This window comes from Alitabrizicola rongguiensis, from assembly GCF_021491355.1.
Classification (GTDB): Bacteria; Pseudomonadota; Alphaproteobacteria; order Rhodobacterales; family Rhodobacteraceae; genus Aliitabrizicola; species Aliitabrizicola rongguiensis.
The window spans coordinates 835,167-851,397 of record NZ_JAKENF010000003.1; the positions used below are offsets into that span (position 1 = coordinate 835,167).

Annotated in this window: 16 protein-coding genes and 1 other RNA gene; 11 read left to right on the forward strand and 6 right to left on the reverse strand. The window is 63.6% G+C overall.

Annotated features, from left to right (window positions below; all coding sequences use genetic code 11):
* Positions 1-5: 5 nt before the first annotated feature.
* The 3 genes from L0V05_RS15575 to L0V05_RS15585 all read right to left on the reverse strand — a co-directional run bounded on the left by L0V05_RS15575 (position 6) and on the right by L0V05_RS15585 (position 4,059).
* Positions 6-1,217 (reverse strand): class I SAM-dependent methyltransferase, encoded by a 1,212-nt coding sequence (locus L0V05_RS15575; protein WP_234872007.1) that lies wholly within the window; start codon positions 1,215-1,217, stop codon positions 6-8.
* Positions 1,218-1,279: 62 nt separating this feature from the next.
* Positions 1,280-2,689: a cryptochrome/photolyase family protein gene (locus L0V05_RS15580; RefSeq protein WP_234872008.1), complete on the reverse strand. Its 1,410-nt coding sequence runs from the start codon at positions 2,687-2,689 to the stop codon at positions 1,280-1,282.
* Between the two features lie 140 nt (positions 2,690-2,829).
* Complete coding sequence (locus L0V05_RS15585) at positions 2,830-4,059, reverse strand: aminotransferase class V-fold PLP-dependent enzyme (protein ID WP_234872010.1); 1,230 nt, start codon at positions 4,057-4,059, stop codon at positions 2,830-2,832.
* 212 nt (positions 4,060-4,271) lie between these two features.
* Here L0V05_RS15585 and L0V05_RS15590 point away from each other — a divergent pair, with 212 nt between their 5' ends.
* The 9 genes from L0V05_RS15590 to fumC all read left to right on the forward strand — a co-directional run bounded on the left by L0V05_RS15590 (position 4,272) and on the right by fumC (position 12,460).
* Positions 4,272-5,327, forward strand: a complete 1,056-nt coding sequence (locus L0V05_RS15590; protein ID WP_406565977.1) for an extracellular solute-binding protein — start codon at positions 4,272-4,274, stop codon at positions 5,325-5,327.
* A 231-nt stretch (positions 5,328-5,558) separates the two neighbouring features.
* Positions 5,559-6,602 carry an extracellular solute-binding protein gene (locus L0V05_RS15595; protein ID WP_234872012.1) on the forward strand — a complete coding sequence of 348 codons (1,044 nt, stop codon included), beginning with the start codon at positions 5,559-5,561 and terminating at the stop codon, positions 6,600-6,602.
* A 57-nt stretch (positions 6,603-6,659) separates the two neighbouring features.
* Positions 6,660-7,014, forward strand: a transfer-messenger RNA (tmRNA) gene (gene ssrA / locus L0V05_RS15600).
* A gap of 86 nt (positions 7,015-7,100) precedes the next feature.
* Positions 7,101-7,592 (forward strand): cupin domain-containing protein, encoded by a 492-nt coding sequence (locus L0V05_RS15605; protein WP_234872014.1) that lies wholly within the window; start codon positions 7,101-7,103, stop codon positions 7,590-7,592.
* Complete coding sequence (locus tag L0V05_RS15610) at positions 7,589-8,275, forward strand: DUF1194 domain-containing protein (RefSeq protein ID WP_234872016.1); 687 nt, start codon at positions 7,589-7,591, stop codon at positions 8,273-8,275. The genes L0V05_RS15605 and L0V05_RS15610 overlap by 4 nt, the downstream gene beginning before the upstream one ends.
* Positions 8,276-8,379: 104 nt before the next feature.
* Entirely contained in the window at positions 8,380-9,180 is an 801-nt protein-coding gene (locus L0V05_RS15615; RefSeq protein ID WP_234872018.1) for a chromate resistance protein ChrB domain-containing protein, read from the forward strand.
* Positions 9,177-10,430: a chromate efflux transporter gene (gene chrA, locus L0V05_RS15620; protein WP_234872020.1), complete on the forward strand. Its 1,254-nt coding sequence runs from the start codon at positions 9,177-9,179 to the stop codon at positions 10,428-10,430. The genes L0V05_RS15615 and chrA overlap by 4 nt, the downstream gene beginning before the upstream one ends.
* An 84-nt stretch (positions 10,431-10,514) precedes the next feature.
* Positions 10,515-10,964 carry an SspB family protein gene (locus tag L0V05_RS15625; protein ID WP_234872022.1) on the forward strand — a complete coding sequence of 150 codons (450 nt, stop codon included), beginning with the start codon at positions 10,515-10,517 and terminating at the stop codon, positions 10,962-10,964.
* Positions 10,965-11,065: 101 nt separating this feature from the next.
* A complete protein-coding gene (gene fumC, locus L0V05_RS15630) occupies positions 11,066-12,460 on the forward strand; it encodes a class II fumarate hydratase (RefSeq protein WP_234872023.1) in 1,395 nt (464 codons plus the stop codon).
* A gap of 79 nt (positions 12,461-12,539) precedes the next feature.
* Here the strand turns inward: fumC and L0V05_RS15635 are convergent, their stop codons facing one another.
* Positions 12,540-13,061: a VPLPA-CTERM sorting domain-containing protein gene (locus L0V05_RS15635; RefSeq protein ID WP_234872025.1), complete on the reverse strand. Its 522-nt coding sequence runs from the start codon at positions 13,059-13,061 to the stop codon at positions 12,540-12,542.
* A 158-nt stretch (positions 13,062-13,219) separates the two neighbouring features.
* On the opposite strand from L0V05_RS15635, the gene L0V05_RS15640 reads away from it, so the two are divergent.
* Positions 13,220-13,399, forward strand: coding sequence for a DUF4169 family protein (locus tag L0V05_RS15640; RefSeq protein ID WP_234872027.1), 180 nt, complete (start codon positions 13,220-13,222; stop codon positions 13,397-13,399).
* Positions 13,396-13,626: a ribbon-helix-helix domain-containing protein gene (locus L0V05_RS15645; RefSeq protein WP_234872029.1), complete on the forward strand. Its 231-nt coding sequence runs from the start codon at positions 13,396-13,398 to the stop codon at positions 13,624-13,626. The genes L0V05_RS15640 and L0V05_RS15645 overlap by 4 nt, the downstream gene beginning before the upstream one ends.
* On the opposite strand, the gene L0V05_RS15650 is transcribed toward L0V05_RS15645, so the two are convergent.
* Both L0V05_RS15650 and L0V05_RS15655 read right to left on the reverse strand, forming a co-directional pair.
* Entirely contained in the window at positions 13,612-14,973 is a 1,362-nt protein-coding gene (locus tag L0V05_RS15650) for a cytochrome P450 (RefSeq protein ID WP_234872030.1), read from the reverse strand. The two genes, L0V05_RS15645 and L0V05_RS15650, sit on opposite strands and share 15 nt — an antisense overlap.
* Positions 14,970-16,181, reverse strand: a complete 1,212-nt coding sequence (locus L0V05_RS15655; protein WP_234872032.1) for a hypothetical protein — start codon at positions 16,179-16,181, stop codon at positions 14,970-14,972. The genes L0V05_RS15650 and L0V05_RS15655 overlap by 4 nt, the downstream gene beginning before the upstream one ends.
* Between the last annotated feature and the right edge of the window lie 50 nt (positions 16,182-16,231).

The following is a 16,231-nucleotide window of genomic DNA, read 5'->3' on the forward strand; positions in this document are numbered from 1 at the left end:
CGTCCCTATTGCGGTCGGGTGACGGTGATCTGGGTCACGTCGCAGTTACCGCCGCGGAAGGTGCCGGCGCAAGAGGTGAGGTAGAAGTTCCACATGCGCCGGAAGCGGTCGTCGAAGCCCATCTTGGCAATATCGTCCCACCGGTCGTTGAAGGTGTCGTGCCAGCGGCGCAGCGTCTGGCTGTAGCTCTGGCCGAACTCGATCGAGTGGCGTACCTTGAGCCCGGCCTTCTCGACCTCGGCGCGCAGGATCGACGGGGCGGGAAGCATGCCCCCGGGGAAGATGTATTTCTGGATGAAGTCGACGCCGCGCTTGTAGACCTCCCACCTTTTGTCCTGAACTGTGATGATCTGCAGCGTTGCGTTCCGGCCCGGCTTCAGCCGGTCCCGCAGCGTGTTGAAATAGACCGGCCAGTATTTCTCGCCCACGGCCTCGAACATCTCGATCGAGGCGATGCCGTCATAGACGCCCGTCTCGTCGCGATAGTCCTGCAGCTTGATCTGCACCCGGTCCGACAGACCTGCGCGGGCAATCCGTTCCACCGCATAGTCGTGCTGGGCCTTCGAGATGGTCAGGCCCGTCACCTTCAGACCGCGCTCCTTGGCGGCATATTCCGCGAACCCGCCCCAACCGCAGCCGATCTCGAGCACATGGTCGCCCGGGGCTGCCCCCATCTGGTCGACCATGCTGGCGTATTTCTGGATCTGCGCCCGTTCGAGGCTTTCCTGCCCGGTGCGGAACAGCGCCGAGGAATAGGTCATCGTATCATCGAGCCAGAGCCGGTAGAAGTCGTTGCCGAGGTCGTAGTGGTACTCGATGTTCTTCTTCGCCTGCTCGCGGGTATTGCGCTGCAGCCAGAAGCGGAATTTCTCGTAGGCGCGGATCAGGCCGAGACCGGGGTAGCCATCATACACGCCGTCGTTGTCCTCATGGACCAGATCCATGAAGGCCTGCAGATCGGGGGTCGTCCACCAGCCGTCGAGATAGGCATCGCAGAACCCCAGATCGCCTTCGCGGATCAGTCGGGCGAAGGTATCGGGGTTATGGATGTGAATTTCGGCAACCGGACCGGGTTTTGGACCTTCCGCCCGAAAGCGCCGTCCGTCCGGCAGAACGAAGTCCAGCCTGCCGTTCTGCAGCCGACGCGCGACGTCGAAAGCCGCCGTGAAATACCGCGGCAGGTCTTTCTGGTCCTTCGTTGATGTGAGTGCCGTCACCTTTTCCCCCCGGCTTAGTCGTCTTTTGTTTTGCGCGATGCTGGCCGATGATGTCCCGAGGCTCAAGACTTTCTTGACGCATAGGCGGCCAGTGCCCGCTCGCGGCCGGCCTCGAGGGCGACGATCGGCTTCGGATAGGGCGTCTTGGGGTCGAGATGCCAGGATCTGGGCACGGCGTCGAAATAGGACATCGCCTCCGATCCCGTTCGCGACGACAGTTCGGCGACGAACCGGCGGCGGTAGGTGCCTTCTGGGTCGAACTTCTCCGCCTGGGTCGCAGGGTTGAAGATGCGGAAGTATGGCGCGGCATCGGGCCCCGACCCTGCCGCCCACTGCCAGCCCATCGCATTCGACGCCGGGTCCCAATCGGTCAGGCATTCGGCGAACCAGTCGAGACCCACCTTCCAATGCGTCATCAGGTGCTTCGTCAGATACGACGCGACGATCATCCGCCCGCGATTGTGCATGGTGCCGGTCACATACATCTCTCGCATCGCGGCATCGACCAGCGGCTCGCCGGTCATGCCACGGCGCCAGGCCTCGGCCAAGGGATTGTCACCCGCCCAGGGGAAGCTGTCCCAGTCCTCGCGCCAATTGCGCGTCGCGATATGGGGGGTGTGGTAAAGCAGGTGCCAGGCGAAGTCGCGCCAGACCAGTTCCTTGAGGAAATGCTCGGCGCCCGCCTTGCCCTCCTCCATCGCGCGCCAGCCCGCGTGCCAGATCGTCCGCGCGCCTATCTCTCCATAGGTCAGGTTCTCGGACAGGCGCGAGGTTGCATCGCGGGCCGGGTAGTCCCGCGCCTCGCGGTAGTCCTGGATCGGTCCAGCGAGGAAGCGCCGGAGCCGGTCGTTGGCCGCCGCCTCGCCAACGGCCTGCCAGGGCAGAACCACCGCAGCGCCCCGCCGCATCGCCGCCCCCATCCGCCAATCGCCAAGGCGATCCGATCCAGGCCAGGTCGCGGGGCCGGGCAAACGGACTTGTGCGGGCGACGGCTGTGGGACCGGCCGCCCGCGAACCGCCTTCCAGAAGGGCGTATAGACCTTGAAGCATCCCCCTTGCCCGGTCTCGACCGTCCAGGGTTCGAAGAGCACATGGCCCGGATGACTTTCGGCGATCAGTCCGCGCGCCTTCAGGGCCGATTTGACCGCCGTGTCGCGGGCGCGGCCCTCGGGATCATAGGCCCGGGTCCACATCGCACCCGCCGCGCCGGTTTCGGCGATCAGCGACTCGAGTTCCACAAGCGCCGGACCGCGCCGCAGGATCAGGCGGCTGCCAATCCCCTCCAGTCGCGCGCCAAAGGCTTCGATTGCCAGCCCCAGTCGCCATTTTGCGGCCGCACCGAGGGTCTCGGTTTCGGAGTCCAGAATGAAGACAGGAAGCAGCGGACGCCCTGATGCGACCGCCGACGTCAGCATGGGGTTGTCCGCAAGCCGAAGATCGCGGCGAAACCAGAGGATGAGCGGTTGGGTCATATCAGGCCGAGCCGGAGTATTGGTTCTTATACGCCGGACAAGGGCAAACGGATCAGGTCTTCTTCCGTTTCCAAGTATCCTCGGGGGTGAATGGCCCGGCACGGGCCAGAGGGGGCAGACAGCCCCCTCCCTTCTTTGCCCTAGAGCACCTCGTCCAACGCGGCGATCAGGCGCGCAACGTCCTCGGCGCTTGTGTAGTGGACAAGGCTCATCCGCAGCACGCCCTTCTCCGTGTCCACGCCCATCGCCTCAAGCGGACGGACGGCATAGAAATGGCTGCCGCCGCAATTGACCCCACGTTTGCCAAGCTCGCCCGCCACCGGCTCCGCCGCCCGGTCAAGCGCCACGGCAACCGTCGGCGCGCGCTCCGCCGCCCCGCGCGGCCCGATCAGGCGCAGATCGTTGCGTCCGGCGAGGTATTCGAGCAGCGGCGCCGCAATCTCGACCTCGCGGGCGCGCATCAGGTCATGGACCGCCCGGTTGCGCTCTGCTGGGTCGCCCGCAGCGGCAAAATGGCGGGCATGAAGCGCGTCGATATAGTCTGCGATCCCGGCCGAGGCCGCGATCTGGGCGTGATCGGGTCCCGCAGGGGTGAAGCGCTTGTAGAGGGTACCCGCGTTGAACCAGTGGCCCTGCGCCGGCAGTTCCTCGCCAAAGCTGCGGGTGATCGTCATGATGCCCAGATGCGGGCCATAGGTCTTGTAGGCCGAGAACAGGTAGACATCCGCCCCGAGCGCCGGAACGTCAGGCAGGCCATGCGGGGCATAGCTCACGCCATCGACCACCGTCCGGGCGCCCGCCGCCCGCGCCATCGCGCAGATCTCGGCCACCGGGTTGATCTCTGCCACCACGTTCGAGCAATGCGGGAAGCAGACCAGCCGCACCTTGCCGTCGCCAAGCAACCGGGACAGATCGGCCGAGTCGAGATGCCCGGTCTCGGGATCGACCTTCCATTCCCGGACCTCGATCCCCTCGTCCGCCAGACGCCGCCAGACTCCGGAATTGGCCTCGTGATCCTGGTTGGTCACGACGATTGCCGCGTTCTTTCCCCTCAGCCACAACCGCACCGCATTCGCCAGAACGAAGGTATTGGCGCTGGTCGATGGGCCGAAGCTCAGCTCGTCAGGCGCGATCCCCATCATCGCCGAGAGCCGCGCGCGGGCTTCGTCCATCTCCTCCCCCGCCAGCTGCGAGACGGCAAAGGGCGCATAGGGCTGCACCTTGCGTTCGGTGTAGAAGCGGTGAAGCCTGTCCACGACCTGGCGGCAGGGATAGGACCCGCCGGCATTCTCGAAGAAGGCCTGATCCTTGAGGCCCGGAACCGAAAAGGCGGGGAACTGGCTGCGCACGAAGTCAAGGTCAAAGGGCATCGTCTCTGTAGTCCGTTGCTTGCATCGCCGGGGAAATCCGGTCGTATCCTCCTAGCATCCGGCAAGGATCCGCTCCAGCCGTTACGGAACTTTCAAAATTTGATCAAATTTATGGGACCACCATTGCGCCCACATCGAGACATGGCATAGTCGCCTCGAGATTGCGCCTTCCCGCGAATGAGTCGTCGGCCGGCGCCCAGAGGAGAGGTACAATGAAACATGTGAGCATGCTGAAAGCCGGGCTCTGCGCCCTGGCGCTCATGGCCCCGCTTGCCGCACAGGCCGAAGACCCGGAACTGCTGGTGCTGGACTGGGCCGGCTTCGGTCTTCCCGGGCTGATGACCGACTATCAGGCCAAGAATGGCGCCATGCCGACCTATTCCTTCTACGGCGACGATGACGAAGCCTATCAGAAGGTCGCTTCCGGATTCCGCGCCGATGTCGGCCATCCCTGCTCGCAGATGATCGCGAAGTACCGCGAGTCCGACCTGATCGAGCCTTGGGACGTGAGCAAGATCCCGGAATTCGCCAATATCCACCCCGCCTTCCTGCAGTCGACGATCTTCAAGGACGACAAGGGCGTCTGGTTCATTCCGACCGACTACGGTTTCACCGCCGTGGCCTACAACACCGAGAAGGTTCCGGCCGAGGACATCGCGACGCTCGACGTGTTCCGCAACCCGGCCTATGCCGGGCGCATCTCGCTGCCGGACAATACGGATGACGTTTGGTCACTGGCCTTGCTCGCCACCGGCGTGACCGATTGGACCAACATCACCGACGAGCAGTTCCAGGCTGCAGCCGACTGGCTGCGCGAGGTGAACCCGAATGTCCGCGCCTACTGGAAAGACCCGTCTGAACTGTCGCAGCTGATGGCGACCGGCGAGGTTCTGGTGGCCTGGTCCTGGAACGACAGCGTGACCATCCTCAAGAAGGAAGGCTTCCCGATCGGCTTCCAGCGTGAGCCGAAGGAAGGTGTGTCGTCCTTCTTCTGCGGCTATGTCAACTTCAAGAACGGTCCGGGCAAGGAAGACAAGGCCTATGACTTCATCAATTCCTGGCTGACGCCCGCCAGCGCGCGGACGCTCCTGGACGAGATCGGCTATGCCCATGCCGACGATGCCGCGCTGGCCACGATCCCGAATGACGAACTGGTCGCCGCCGGCGTCAGCCCGATCAAGGGCACGGTCCTGTCGCAGACCCCGATCGATCCGGAAATGCGCAACCGGATGCTCGAGGAATTCGAACAGATCAAAGCCGGCTTCTGATCTGCGTTTCAGGCAGACGCATTCGCGCCCGGGCCATGCCCGGGCGCGAATCATTTGTAGGATGGCTTGGGTTTTGGCCGCCAGCCGACAACTAAATGGTCAGAATTCCGCCAATTGCCTTAACGTAAGGCAACTCCAGTGCTGCAATCGGACAAATGTGACTTGCTGCATGGTCCGGTCGCCCCCTAATTCTTAAATATAAAACCAAGAACAAACCCAACGGGAGCCTCCATGTTCAAGAAGAGCCTTTTGGCAGCCGCCCTTCTGTCGGTGGCAACGCCGGCCCTCGCGACCGATCCTGACCTGATCGTGTTCGACTGGGCCGGCTGGGAAGTACCGGACCTCATTCCGGACTACTCCGCCAAACACGGAACCACGCCAACCTACTCCTTCTTCGCCGATGACGACGAGGCGTTCCAGAAGATGTCGGCGGGGTTCAAGGCCGATGTCGGCCACCCCTGCTCTCAGATGATCGGCAAGTATCGCGATGCCGGCCTGATCGAACCCTGGGATGTCAGCAAGATCCCGGAATTCGCCAACATCAACCCCCGCTTCCTGAACTCCACCACGTTCAAGGATGATGGCGGTGTCTGGTTCATTCCGACGGACTACGCCTATACGGCCATTGCCTACAACTCCAAGGAAGTGCCCGAGGCGGATGTCGCGTCGCTGAGCGTATTCACCGATCCGAAATATGCCGGCCGTATCTCTCTGCCCGACAACACCGATGACGTTTGGTCGCTGGCGCTGCTGGCCACCGGCGTGACCGACTGGACCACGGTGACGGACGAGCAATTCCAGGCGGCCGCCGACTGGCTGCGCAAGGTGCATCCGAATGTTCGCGTCTACTGGAAGGATCCGTCCGAACTCGCGCAGGTCGTCGCCTCAGGAGAGGTGCTGATCGCCTGGTCCTGGAACGACTCGATCGCGCTTCTGCGTAGCGAAGGCTTCCCGGTGGGATTCCAGCGCCAGGCCAAGGAAGGCGCGGCGTCGTGGTTCTGCGGCTTCGTCAACTTCAAGGACCAGCCCGGCAGCGAGGAGAAGGCCTACGACTTCATCAACGCGCTGACGGCCAAGCCGTCGGCGAAGGTGCTTCTGTCGAATTTCGGCTATTCCTCGACCAACGATCTGGCGATGAACGAAATCCCGCATGACGAGCTTGTGGCGGCTTCGGTCGATCCGATCTCGACCACGCTGCTGGCCCAGACACCGCTTGACCAGAACCTGCGCAACCGGATGCTCGAAGAATTCGAGCAGATCAAGGCCGGGTTCTGATCCCTTCGATACGGAACTCCTGCGGGCGCCCTTGCTGGGCGCCCGTTTCCTTTCGGGGCGCTTGCGGCCAGATCGCACGCTGCTTATATCAGAGATGTTCCGGCTTGCCGGGACTATGGCGATAAACGCACCCGTAATACGCGGATCGGACCCGGGGGCGGTACCCGGCGGCTCCACCAAACTTTCCCTCGTTGGGGGCGGATGGGGCCGAAACAGGATCGACGAACGTCCAAAGGGGCCAGCTTTCGCTCGGTGAGCTACCACCGTTATCGGTGCAAAAGTACAGTTGCCAACGACAACCGTGCTCCGGTCGCGCTGGCTGCGTAAGCAGTTCGCAAGACCAAAACTTAAGCCCTTGCGCTTAGCCGCGTAAGGCGGGGTTCGCAGGTACCTGGCAACAGAAACCTGCACTCTCCCCATCCCTGCCTGATCACTGAATTCCGTCGGAGCGCGAGGAGCCGTTCCGTGCTATGATTGGTCAGGCTCCGGGAGGGCATCATGTCAGCAAGGTCAGAAGATGGCGTGGCCCAGGTTGTCCGCCGCGACGCAGACCGGTTCGACACGCCGCTTCACTTTCTGAATGGCAGGTTCGACCTCAAGGTGTCGGCACGCGAAACAGGCGGCGCCCTGTGCGTTTTCGACACGGTCCGAACCGAAAGTGGCGGCCCGCCGCTCCATATCCATTTCGATCAGGACGAATGGTTCTTCGTCCTTGAAGGCGAGTTCATCCTGCGGGTCGGAGAGGTCACGCATCGCCTCGGTCCGGGGGACAGCGTCTTCGGACCCCGCGGCATTCCCCATGCCTTTGCCAATCTCAGCGAAAGGGCGCGGCTGGTCGTCCTGTTTCAGCCGGCCGGAACGATGGAGGACTTCTTCCGAGAAGGAAGCGCCAAAGGGAAGATGACACCGCAGCAGTTTGCTGACCTTTCTGCGGCGCATCGCATGAAAGTCGTCGGACCTCCCCTTCCCCTGGACAGTGCCATCGGATGAGGCTCAACGCCACGCTGCGATGGCTCAAGGGGCCTTGCCTGGTGGCGGGGCTTCTGCCGGGCTTGATATCGGCCGCCGCGGCATGCGACACCGCCCTTCTGCTCGCCATCGACATCTCCGGCTCGATCGATGCCGCGGAATACGACCTTCAGATCCGCGGACTTGCCGAAGGTCTTGAGGATCCCGAGATCGTCGATGCGCTGGTCGCCGGCCAGAGTGCCATCTCGGTCGTCCAATGGTCTGGCATTGGTGCACAGGCCGTCGTCATCCCCTGGCAACGGATCTTCGGTGCCGGCGACGCCGCCCGCCTGTCCGCTGCCGCCCGCGCCCTGCCGAGGAGTTTCCGCGCGTCTGAGACTGCAGTCGGGCAAGCCATCGATGTCTCGGCCGCTCAGTTTCCCGCCGTTGCCGATTGTCGCCGGAAAGTCATCGACATCTCGGGCGACGGACCCGAGAACGTCGGCTTCACCGTCGGACAGGCTCGCCAACGGGCCGAGGTTCAGGGGATCGAGATCAATGCCATCGCGATCGAGGACATGGGCGTCTCGACGCCGATTACCAACTTCTATCTGCGATGGGCGGTGACCAAGGGCGGGTTTGTCATTACCGCCCGTGGTTTGCGCGACTATCCTCGTGCGATGCGTGAAAAACTCTTGCGCGAACTGACCAAACCCGCCGCTTGACGCGCACCGCACCCCGCCCCTAGGCTTCGGTCATGGGGTCGGCGATCACCCCGTGAGGCATAGGCCAGAGAGTCGCATCCATTGTCACTTTGCAAGGGATGCTCATGCCCGACTTCAATACGATCACCCCAGCCCAACTGGCACGGGTTGTCGGTACCCCCGATGCACCTGCCCTGATCGACGTTCGCCTGCCCGAGGATGTGGTGGAAGATCCTCACCTTGTGCCCGGATCGCGCCTTTACCCCTTCGACCGGCCCGAGAGCCTTGCCGCTACCCTGACGGGACGACGCGCCGTCATCCTCTGCCAACGCGGACGAAAGCTCTCGCAGGGCGTGGCCGCCCATCTGCGGCTCAAGGGCATCCCGGCCGAGGTGCTGGAGGGCGGCACCATCGCCTGGGCAGAGGCAGGGCTGCCGCGCGTGCCGCTGGACAGCTTCTCCCCCGGCGGTCTGTGGGTCACGCGCCACCGCCCGAAGATCGACCGGATCGCCTGCCCCTGGCTGATCCGCCGTTTTGTCGATCCAGCGGCCCGGTTCCTTTATGTCGCCCCAGCCGAGGTTCTGGGTGTCGCCGAGCGGTTCGCAGCCACGCCTTTCGACGTTCCTGATGTCCGCTGGTCGCATCGCGGCGAGTGCTGCACCTTCGACACAATGGTGGAGGAGTTCGGACTGTCCACCCCGGCGCTGGAACGGCTGGCAACCGTGGTGCGCGCTGCCGATAACGACAGGCACGACCTTGCCCCGCAGGCGGCGGGGCTTCTGGCGGTTTCCGTCGGACTGTCCAGACTTTACCGCGATGATCTGGAACAGCTCGAGGCCGGGATGGGTCTTTACGACGCGCTCTACCGATGGGCCCGCGACGGGTTCGACGAGGGGCATGACTGGCCGGCGGGACGTCCGGCATGAGCGTGTCCCTTGGCGAGTTGACCCGGGTCTTTGCCCGGATCGGCCTCCTCTCCTTCGGCGGACCTGCCGCGCAGATCGCGCTGATGCATCGCGAACTGGTTGAAGAACGCAACTGGCTGAGCGAGGAGGAATACCTGCGTGCCCTCTCCTTCTGCATGCTCCTTCCGGGGCCGGAGGCGATGCAGCTTGCGACCTATGCCGGCTGGAAGCTGCGGGGCACGCCCGGCGGGCTGATCGCGGGCCTGCTGTTCGTGGTGCCCGGCGCACTGGTTATCCTTGCGCTGGCCACGGCCTATGCGATCTGGGGCTCGGCAGCCGAGGCGCAGGCCCTGCTTCTGGGCGTCAAGGCGGCAGTTCTCGGGATCGTGCTTCATGCCCTCCAGCGGGTGGCGAAGCGTGCGCTGCGCGGACCGGGAGACCTCGCCATTGCAGTCCTGGCCTTCATTGCGCTTTTTCTGCTGAACATCCCTTTCCCTGCCATCATTGTTGCGGCGGCGCTCTGGGGGTGGATCGAGGCGCGCGGGCAGGCCGCTTTGGCCGTAAACATCCCGACTCCGCCCCCGGCCAAGACGGTTCGGACCATCGCCCTTTGGCTTGCAGTCTGGCTTGTGCCTTTGGCGGCCCTGGCGCTGTCCGGACACGGGATACTCTTCGATCTTGGTGTCTACTTCTCCAAGCTCGCGGTCGTAACCTTCGGCGGGGCATATGCGGTGCTCGGCTGGATGACACAGAGCGTTGTACAGGACCATGGCTGGATCACGCAGGCGCAGATGATCGACGCCCTCGGGCTGGCTGAAACAACGCCGGGTCCGCTGATCCTGGTAACCGCCTTCGTGGGATACCTGGCGGCCGAGGCGAAGGGCGGGATCCCGCTCGGGGTTGCCGGTTGGGCAGTCACGCTGTGGATGACCTTTGCCCCCTGTTTCCTGTGGATCTTTGCCGGTGCTCCGTGGCTCGAGCATCTGACCCGACGTCCGGCACTGAAAGGGGCTCTGGCGGCCATCACCGCGGCGGTTGTGGGCGTCATCGCCTCGATCTCGGTCTGGTTCGGGGTGCATGTGCTGTTCGGCACGGTCAACGACATGCAGATCGGACCACTGCATCTGCCGCTTCCCGATCCCGCTTCGCTGCATCCAGAAGCGCTTGTACTGGGGCTTCTTGCCGGGGGGGCGATCCTGTGGCGGCACTGGCCGCTGCCACTGGTGCTGATCCTGTCGGCAGGCCTTTCCTGGGCCTGGGCGCAGATCTGACCCTGGCCAGTTTCCGACATCGCCCCCTTCCCTTGACGGGCAAATCCCCTATGCTGGACGCAGGAGCAGTTCAGGAATCCGGGCATGGCGCGCAGTATCGACTACGGCAACCTCATGCACCGCGCGATGCGTGGCTTGATCCAGAACGTGCTGAGCGATGTCGCGCGGGACGGGTTGCCGGGCGCCCACCACTTCTTCATCACCTTTGACACCACGCATCCCGATGTCGAAATGGCCGACTGGCTGAGGTCGCGCTACCCCTCCGAGATGACAGTGGTTATCCAGCACTGGTACGAGAACCTTGTCGTCACCGATGACGGCTTTTCGGTCACGCTGAATTTCGGCAACCAGCCCGAGCCGCTGGTGATCCCCTTCGACGCGGTTCGCACCTTTGTCGATCCGTCCGTCGAGTTTGGCCTGCGCTTCGAGACCCATCCCGAAGAAGACGATGAGGATGAGGAAATCGAAGCCGAGGATGAGGACGCCAAGCCGCACGAGGCCGAGGTCGTCAGCCTCGACAAGTTCCGCAAGTAAGCCTGCCTGCGACGTCACGCGTTATGGTATGCGACGGTATGCCGATTGATTTCGGCCGGTCCCCGTCCTATAGGGGCAGAGATTCCGCAGGAGGCTTGCCCATGACCGCAACCCGTACCGAAACCGACAGCTTTGGCCCGCTCGAGGTTCCCGCCGACAAGTATTGGGGGGCGCAGACTCAGCGCTCGATCCAGAACTTTCCGATCGGCTGGGAGCGCCAGCCGGTTGCCATCGTCCGCGCGCTTGGCGTCATCAAGCAGGCCTGCGCGCTCGTAAACATTGCCCAGGGTGACATTTCGCCCGAGCTCGGCAATGCCATCGCCGCCGCTGCGCAGGAAGTGATCGACGGAAAGTTCGATGACAACTTCCCGCTGGTGGTCTGGCAGACCGGGTCGGGCACCCAGTCGAACATGAACGCCAACGAGGTGATCTCGAACCGTGCGATCGAGATGCTGGGCGGCGTGAAGGGATCGAAGAAACCGGTCCACCCCAACGACCATGTCAACATGGGCCAGTCGTCGAACGACACCTACCCGACCGCCATGCATGTCGCGATCGGCATGATGGCACGTGACGTGCTGATCCCGGGGCTGGAAAAGCTGCACAAGGCGCTGGCCGCGAAGTCCGAGGAGTTCAAGGACATCATCAAGATCGGCCGCACCCATACGCAGGACGCGACGCCGCTGACGCTTGGACAGGAATTCGGCGGCTACGCCCATCAGGTCGCCTCGGGCATCGAGCGTGTGAAGAAATGTCTGCCCGAGGTCTATGAACTGGCGCAGGGCGGCACCGCCGTCGGAACCGGCCTCAACACCCGTGTTGGCTGGGACGTGCGGGTTGCGGCGAAGATCGCCGAGATTACCGGTCTGCCCTTCGTCACCGCGCCGAACAAGTTCGAGGCGCTGGCCGCCCATGACGCGATGGTGTTCTTCTCGGGCGCGCTTCGCACCGTTGCCGTCAGCCTCTTCAAGATCGCCAACGACATCCGCCTGCTCGGCTCCGGCCCGCGCTCGGGTCTGGGCGAACTGATCCTGCCGGAAAACGAGCCGGGATCCTCGATCATGCCGGGCAAGGTCAACCCGACCCAGGCCGAGGCGCTGACGATGGTCTGCGCCCATGTCATGGGCAATGACGCGGCCGTGGGCTTTGCCGGCAGCCAGGGCCATTTTGAGCTGAACGTCTACAACCCAGTCATGGCCTATAACGTGCTGCAGTCGATGCAGCTTCTGGGCGATGCAGCGTCGAGCTTCACCGACAACATGGTGGTCGGCATTCAGGCCAACCGCGCCCGGATCGACAAGCTGATGAAGGAAAGCCTGATGCTTGTTACCGCTCTGGCCCCGACCATCGGCTATGACGCGGCGACCAAGGTCGCCAAGACTGCCCACAAGAACGGCACCACACTGCGCGAGGAAGCGATCGCGCTTGGCTATGTCGACGGCGAAACCTTCGACCGCGTCGTTCGCCCGGAGGACATGATCGGACCGAAGGGCTGAAGACAGCTTCGACAAAGAGAAAGGCCGCCGTTGGATGCAACGGCGGCCTTTCCTGTGTCGTCTCTTCGCCCGATCAGCGTCAGGCCGACTTCCGGCGGCGGAGGGCAAAGAATCCCAGCAAGGCCGAGGCAAGCAGCGGCGCGCCGGCGGGCAGCGGAACAGGGGCAACCTCCGCTGTCACGAAGCCGCTGTTGTCGAGATAGTTCTTGTCCCAGATGAACAGCTTCAGCGCACCCGAAGCGCTGACGATGCCACGGAAATAGGTGCCGACCTCGAAGAAAGCGCCATCACCGATCCGGCCAACCAGGGTCCCATGATTGAAGGTCTTGCCGAACAGCGTGTAGAGCCGCGTCGCGGTCATGCCATCGGCATTGCCTTCATGCCGCGGCAGAGTGTTGCCGATACGCCAGGTGTCGCTCGGGTCAACCTTGATCTCGTAGGTATGCCCGGCAACTACGGTCAGCCCGGTATCGGCACCGGTCAGGACTGAATTGGAAACCGAATCCTTCTTCGCGTAGACATCGACCGAAACGGTGGCCGCCGAGGCCTGGCTCGCGATCATGCCACCAGCGAGGGCAATAGCTATAATGCTGCTCTTCATCATATCGTCCCTTCTTAACTTCTGGTTCTTCCTGCGGAACAATCCCCAACCAGGAAACCCCGATGACTTGGCCCATTTCTGTGGCAAGATTATGTCTAGCATAAGGTTGCCCGCTTCGGCCATGCATCTACCCACCAGAGGTTGAATCCACAAGAAAAATGAGCCAAATCATCAACCTTCGCCGCTTTTCCAAGCAAAAACAGAGAGAAGTGGCGCGCCAAAAGGCGGCAGAGAATGCGGCGAAATATGGGCGTACGCCCGAACAACGCCAAAAAGATGAAGAAGAGGCGCTGCGGCTCAAGAAGCACCTCGATGGCCATATTAGAGAAGATCCGTGAACAATAGGCCGGAAAAACATTCATTGACGCTAAATGGGCATAGAACCAGCGTTTCCCTCGAACCAGAATTCTGGTCATGTTTTCGCCGCATTGCGGCAGAAAAAGGGCTATCGATCAATCACTTGGCGGAAACAATCGACACCGAACGCGGCGACTGCGGCCTCGCATCGGCAATCCGTCTGTTTGTTCTCAGGCACTTGCTGGCGAGCGAATCACTTCGGGGTTGAATCGCCGCGACGCAGCACGCGCAGGACCATGCCGTCGCGCGACCGGACAGTCAGATGCGCGACTGGTGTCGGAAGCGGCCCCAGCCCAGGGGCAAACCGGAAGGCTCGAACGAGAAGCGCCAGCATCAGGACGCCTTCCAGCATGGCAAAGCCCGCGCCCGTGCAGACGCGCGGCCCGGCGGAAAAGGGGATGTAGGCCTCCCGCGCAGGGGCCTTGCGCGCGGCATCCTGCCAGCGGTCTGGATCGAAACTGTCCGGATCGTCCCAAAGCCGCTCGTGGCGGTGCAGATGCCAGGGGCTGAGCACGACCTGTGACCTGACAGGAACATCACGATCGCGGAACCTCTCCGGCCGTGTCGTCTCTCGCACCATCATCGGCACCGGAGGATAAAGGCGCAGCACCTCGCGGAAGACGTCGCGGGTGTAGCGAAGGCCGGCCACGGCGGAAAACCCCGGCGTTTCGCCCAAGGCCACAGACTCTGCCGCCACCCGCTCCTGCACCTCGGGATGAAGCGCCAGCATCAGAAGTGCCCAGGACAGTGCCGAGGCCGAGGTCTCGTGCCCGGCCAGGAAGAAGATCGCGACCTGGTCAACCATTTCCGCCGTGTCGAAGCCGTTGCCATCCACCGGATCGCGGGCTGTCATGATCTTCGTCGCAAGGTCGTCGGGGGCCCGGCCTTCCGCGATCAGCGCGGCGCGCTCTTGCGTCAATTCGGTGATGAGCTGGCGGATCCTGGCGGCGGTCGCGACCGTGGTGCGACGGTGCAGGCGCGGCAGCCAGGCTGGCAGGGGCAGAAGTGCGCCAAGGTTCAGGATTGGCTGCGTGCGCTGATGTTCGCGAAAGAGGCGGAACACCTCGGCGGCAGTCCGGTGTTCGATCGGGATCGAGAACAGCGTGCGGAAGATGATGTCGGCCGTCAGGTGGCTCATCTGCTCCTCGACCTCGACGTCGCCCTCCGGCATCCGCTCAACTGCCGCCTCTCCGGCCGCCAACATGGCGGGGAAGGTGTCGCGAAGGCGTCCGCCCTCGAAGGCCGGGTCGATCAGGCGGCGCTGGCGGGTCCAGACCTCGCCATTGGTGACAAAGACCGAATTGCCCAGAAGCGGCGCCAGCCCCTCTCGGACCCGGTCGGACTTGGGAAAGTCGCCCGGCCGGTCGGACAGCACCAGCCGCACCAGCGTCGGATCGTTGCAGAGATAGCTGCGGAAGAAGGGTGTACGGAACTCGGCCATCCAGGCGCGGTACAGCCGCGCGGGCTGGGCCGAGAGGATGTCTTTCCGGAACAGCCGCAGATAGCGCCAGAAGGAGGTCCGGCCTTCGCGCGCAGGCGGCTTCGGCGGGATCATGCGTGCATGCTGGTATGGCCCGAGGCCGGCTCGACGATACGGCTTTTCGAGGGGGGGCGGCCCTCGAACCGGGCGCGCAGGCTCAGCGGACCGGCGGTGATACGGAAATAGTCGTAGTCGCCCGGCCGGTCGAAGGCGCAGAGGTACTGGAAATGCAGGCGGAAGAACCGCCAGCGCAACGACTTCCAGCGTTCGGGGCTGAGCGTCTGGGTGAAGGCCGCCGAAAGCACCAGCGGCCAGCGCTGGTCGGGCGGCGCCACGCCAGAGACCGAGACCGGATCGCAGAGCGCGAAGGCGCAGCCGTCGCCCGGGGCGGTGACATCGACCCAGGTCAGCTCCTTGCGGGCCGAGAGATAGTTCAGGTCAGCCCTAAGCCGGTCGGCATGGGGCAGGAACGACACCATCGGAACCACCTGCCCGAGGGTCAGGAAGGCAAGTTCGGCCTTGCGTTCGGGCAGGCCCTCGCGGATCAGGTCAGCCAGGATCGAGATCCCCAGATGCGCCCCCGAGGAATGGCCGACGACGAGGACCTCGTCGACATTGCTTTCAAGCGCCGAGCGGATCGTCTGGCGGAAAGCGGACATGCGAGCCTCGAGTTCGTCCGGATTCGCGCCACCATGCTGTGCCGTGTAGGCGTAGTCATGCATCAGGTAATACGCGAAGAAGTGGCGGTCGAGCCGCCGAAAGGCCACCAGGACCAGCGCCACCGTTGCTAGGCCGAGCGGTGCCGCGGCCACGACTGGAATGAAACCCGCCGCGACCTGTGCAACACCCCAGCCCATCAGCCCGGCAAGAGCCAGCTGAATCAACAGCAGGATGATCGGATAGAGAGCCGCGATGATCGGCCCCTTGCGAAGCCGCATCAGGCGGAACAGAGCACCGCTCCCGATATAGGCCCAGGCGGTGCGGAACAACTGAAGATAGGTGCCGGGGATGCCCTGCCCCATCGAGTCCTGCACCAGATCGGCCCAGACCAGCACCTGCATCTCGGTAGAGACCGCTTTTCCGTCGATCTCGGAGGCGACGTGCCAGCCATCCGGCCCGGTGTGCTTGCGCCGCGACAGGACCAGGCTATAGCCCGAAACCAGCGCCTGCATCGCCCCTTCCTTGCGGTAAAGCTCGCGGTAGCGGCGCGGCGGGAACGGGTCATAGCCCGGGATGTAAAACACCCGGCGGCGGCGAACGCTCTTGGCGGGACTGGAACGCATGCAGTCACTCTCCTTGGGTTAGAGAGTAGCGCCGGATTTGGCCGAAATTA

Coding starts and splice junctions, on each gene's coding strand:
- L0V05_RS15605 (WP_234872014.1), top strand. CDS start 7,101: ATGTCAGCAAGGTCAGAAGATGGCGTGGCCCAGGTTGTCCGCCGCGAC.
- L0V05_RS15635 (WP_234872025.1), bottom strand. CDS start 13,061: ATGAAGAGCAGCATTATAGCTATTGCCCTCGCTGGTGGCATGATCGCG.
- L0V05_RS15585 (WP_234872010.1), bottom strand. CDS start 4,059: ATGCCCTTTGACCTTGACTTCGTGCGCAGCCAGTTCCCCGCCTTTTCG.
- L0V05_RS15615 (WP_234872018.1), top strand. CDS start 8,380: ATGCCCGACTTCAATACGATCACCCCAGCCCAACTGGCACGGGTTGTC.
- L0V05_RS15650 (WP_234872030.1), bottom strand. CDS start 14,973: ATGATCCCGCCGAAGCCGCCTGCGCGCGAAGGCCGGACCTCCTTCTGG.
- L0V05_RS15590 (WP_406565977.1), top strand. CDS start 4,272: ATGAAACATGTGAGCATGCTGAAAGCCGGGCTCTGCGCCCTGGCGCTC.
- chrA (WP_234872020.1), top strand. CDS start 9,177: ATGAGCGTGTCCCTTGGCGAGTTGACCCGGGTCTTTGCCCGGATCGGC.
- L0V05_RS15640 (WP_234872027.1), top strand. CDS start 13,220: ATGAGCCAAATCATCAACCTTCGCCGCTTTTCCAAGCAAAAACAGAGA.
- L0V05_RS15595 (WP_234872012.1), top strand. CDS start 5,559: ATGTTCAAGAAGAGCCTTTTGGCAGCCGCCCTTCTGTCGGTGGCAACG.
- L0V05_RS15655 (WP_234872032.1), bottom strand. CDS start 16,181: ATGCGTTCCAGTCCCGCCAAGAGCGTTCGCCGCCGCCGGGTGTTTTAC.
- L0V05_RS15580 (WP_234872008.1), bottom strand. CDS start 2,689: ATGACCCAACCGCTCATCCTCTGGTTTCGCCGCGATCTTCGGCTTGCG.
- fumC (WP_234872023.1), top strand. CDS start 11,066: ATGACCGCAACCCGTACCGAAACCGACAGCTTTGGCCCGCTCGAGGTT.
- L0V05_RS15625 (WP_234872022.1), top strand. CDS start 10,515: ATGGCGCGCAGTATCGACTACGGCAACCTCATGCACCGCGCGATGCGT.
- L0V05_RS15610 (WP_234872016.1), top strand. CDS start 7,589: ATGAGGCTCAACGCCACGCTGCGATGGCTCAAGGGGCCTTGCCTGGTG.